General features: G+C 33.4%; 4 protein-coding genes. 3 read left to right on the top strand and 1 reads right to left on the bottom strand.

The features are described 5' to 3' along the window. From HU235_RS24910 to pepF, 3 genes are all read left to right on the top strand, one after another. The coding region (locus HU235_RS24910) for a hypothetical protein (protein ID WP_217451458.1) at positions 1-426 on the top strand (426 nt) is incomplete at its 5' end. A 61-nt stretch (positions 427-487) separates the two neighbouring features. Beyond that, a complete protein-coding gene (locus tag HU235_RS18835; protein WP_174881213.1) occupies positions 488-655 on the top strand; it encodes a hypothetical protein in 168 nt (55 codons plus the stop codon). Positions 656-798: 143 nt separating this feature from the next. After that, positions 799-2622, top strand: a complete 1824-nt coding sequence (gene pepF, locus HU235_RS18830) for an oligoendopeptidase F (protein ID WP_095300803.1) — start codon at positions 799-801, stop codon at positions 2620-2622. Positions 2623-2695: 73 nt separating this feature from the next. Here the strand turns inward: pepF and HU235_RS25130 are convergent, their stop codons facing one another. Next, on the bottom strand, positions 2696-2860 hold the full coding sequence (locus tag HU235_RS25130; RefSeq protein WP_095300802.1) for a hypothetical protein: 165 nt from the start codon (positions 2858-2860) through the stop codon (positions 2696-2698). Positions 2861-3457 lie beyond the last annotated feature (597 nt).

Here is a 3457-nt window from a genome sequence, read left to right as displayed (position 1 = left end):
CTCCTAAATATAACACTATATAAAGAAAAACAAACCCCAATCACCTTTTTGCCTTCACATGCTTTTCTCCCGCTTAAAACCGCCTATTTAATTGAAACAGCTAGCTATATTTGGCAAGGATGGCTTTTGCTTTTTCTAGATAAATACTCAATCGGGAAGGAAATACTGTTTCAGGATATTTACTATTTTTTTAAGAATAGAGTCAAGGAAAAAGCAATTAAAATAAGAAGTCTATACCAGACAAACATTCATTACAGTTATGTCATAAGAGAGTACTTAAACAAGCTTTGCTTATTATCTATCTTAAAAATGAGCTCGGAAAGAAAATATATGAAAATTTCACATATAAGGTGGGAAACCAATCTAGAACAAATCATTCATCATGATAAACAGTTAATGGAACAGGTTAACAAAATTTTCCGCTAATTGAATAGCAACACTTTTTTTGAACACATTAAAAGAGAGATATTCAATTAGAGGTGATCATATGTTTAATAAGAAGCAAAAGAAAAATAATCCTTTTCTTTTTACAGCATCATTAATAGGTACAGGTTTAGCAGCTTACTATTTGACAAAAGAAGCATTGCAGGGAGAAGATAGAGGTACATCATACTCACCCAACCAATTTCAAAACGAACGTGAAAATGACAATTAATTTGCATTGGCGGAATAAAAAGCAGGAGGTTGAGTATGAAATATAGAAGAAATCTAGTAGTCATTTTTACAACATTTACATTCATTAGTTCAGTCATAACCAGCTCCGCAAATGCCATTACTAATTCTGAAGGGGGAATCACAATGTCAGAACAAACTGCAGTTAAGAAGCTTCCAGCTAGAAGTGAAATTAAAAAAGAGGATACTTGGAGATTAGAGGATATTTTTGAAACGGATCAAGCTTGGGAACAAGAATTTGCAGAGATAAAAGCTGCATTACCAAAGCTTGCAGAATTCAAAGGTAAACTTGGAAATAGTGCTGAAGATTTATATGAGGCACTTACTTATCAAGATAAGGTTATGGAAAGACTTGGGAAACTTTATACATACGCACATATGAGATATGACCAAGATACAACAAACTCTACTTATCAAGCATTAAATGACAGGGCTAGAAACTTATATACACAAGCTGCTAGCTTAAGTTCATATATTGTCCCAGAGCTTTTAGCTGTTGATGAAGCGAAAATTAAACAATTTATAAATGAGAAAAAAGAATTAAAGCTTTATGAGCATGCACTAGATGAAATAAACCGTCAACGTCCACATGTTTTATCAGCTGAGCAAGAGGAGCTTCTTGCGCAAGCATCAGAAGTATTAGGTTCATCAAGTAATACTTTTGGCATGTTGAACAATGCGGATTTAACTTTCCCAACAATTAAGGATGAGAACGGTGAAGAGGTTGAAATTACGCATGGCCGCTATATCCGCTTCTTAGAAAGTGAAGATCGTCGAGTAAGAGAAGATGCATTTAAGGCAGTGTACAAAACTTATGGTGATTTTAAAAATACATTTGCTAGTACGTTAAGCGGTACTGTTAAGAAAGATAATTTTAGCGCAAAAGTCCGCAACTATGATTCTGCGCGACAAGCAGCATTAAGCAGTGATAATATACCTGAATCAGTTTATGAAAATTTGATTAGTACAGTACATGACCATTTAGATTTATTACAACGATATGTAAAGCTAAGAAAAGATGTTCTTGGGCTATCTGAAGTTCATATGTATGATTTATACACTCCGCTAGTAAAAGATGTAAAGATGGAAGTTACGTATGATGAAGCAAAGGAATATATTTTAAAGGGTCTTGCACCTTTAGGTGAGGAATACTTATCGATTTTAAAAGAAGGCTTTGAAAATCGCTGGGTCGACGTTCATGAGAATAAGGGAAAACGAAGTGGTGCGTATTCCTCAGGTGCTTATGGAACAAATCCATATATCCTTATGAACTGGCAGGATAATGTGAATAATTTATTTACATTAGCACACGAATTTGGACATTCTGTTCATAGCTATTACACGAGGAAAAATCAACCATATCCGTATGGTAATTATTCAATTTTTGTTGCTGAGGTTGCGTCTACATGTAATGAGGCATTGCTAAATCATTACTTATTAGAAACAATTGAGGATAAGCGTCAGCGTCTTTACTTATTAAATCATTTCTTAGAAGGATTTAGAGGTACAGTATTCCGTCAAACGATGTTCGCAGAATTTGAACATATTATTCATCAGAAGGCACAAGAGGGTGAACCTTTAACACCTGAGCTTTTAACAAAAATCTATTATGATTTGAATAAACAGTATTTTGGCAATGACATTGTTATCGACGAGGAAATTGGCTTAGAGTGGGCAAGAATTCCTCATTTCTACTACAACTATTATGTTTACCAATATGCAACAGGCTATAGTGCAGCAACCGCATTAAGCAATCAAATTCTTGAGGAAGGGCAGCCAGCTGTTGAGCGTTACATTGACTTCTTAAAAGCAGGAAGCTCAGATTATCCAATTGAAGTTCTTAAAAAAGCTGGTGTTGATATGACATCATCATCTCCAATTGAAGAGGCATGTAAAGTGTTTGAAGAAAAATTAACTGAAATGGAAAAGCTATTAGCTGAATTAAAATAATAAACTCATATTGATCAGTGGAGGCAAGTTAAGCCGCCACTGATTTTTTATGGAGGTTGTTTATGTGAACAAATTAAAATCCCTTAAATGTTTTGCGATGATTAATAAGATATAAAGTGATGAATAGTGAAATAAATAATAATGGAGAAGTAATAAAAATGGGGACTATCTCCATTAATGCTAAAATGTTCAGGAAAAACAAGATAACTGTGATCACTCCTACGATAATTATCCACATCAATGTATTAATGCCTCCCTTTCTTTCTTCTTTAAAATACGGGTGATTCTTACTGGAATACAGATTCGTGAAAAAGTATTAAAATATTCTCCACATGTTGATGTTAGTATTCTATATGAAAGTGGATGTCCATTTATCACGATTTTCCCTTATAAATCTGGGCACTTTTATAAGGAAGTGCTTTGGAAAGTATAGGTGATGTTTTAAGAGGGCTTGCCATAAGAGTAAATACATAGAGAAACTCCAAAAGATACGTAGTTATAGTTAAGACATTTATCGGAAATCTGCCAAGATATTTATCTTGAAAATTATAAACAAAAGATAGATGAAAATACCTTTGTTTTGAAAATGAGTTTTTACAAATATATGTAGGAGTTATTATGTAAGGAAATTAAAATTTTTTGTGAAATTTTTGTGAAATACGGCGCTCGCCCTTGTCAAATTACGACAAGATTTGATATTATAAAGATGTGAAATTAATCACAAAACAAACATTTACCCCTTTGTTTGACCGTGAAAAATTTCTCCCATCCCCTTTGTTGTCGTTAAGACATAAAGAAGAAGACTCTATACATTCGTGTATAGAGTCTTCTTTAT

It is taken from the genome of Metabacillus niabensis, from assembly GCF_902829255.1.
Classification (GTDB): domain Bacteria; phylum Bacillota; class Bacilli; order Bacillales; family Bacillaceae; genus Metabacillus; species Metabacillus niabensis.
Note: the sequence above shows the minus strand (reverse complement) of the source record. Positions and strands in the feature narration are given on the sequence as shown.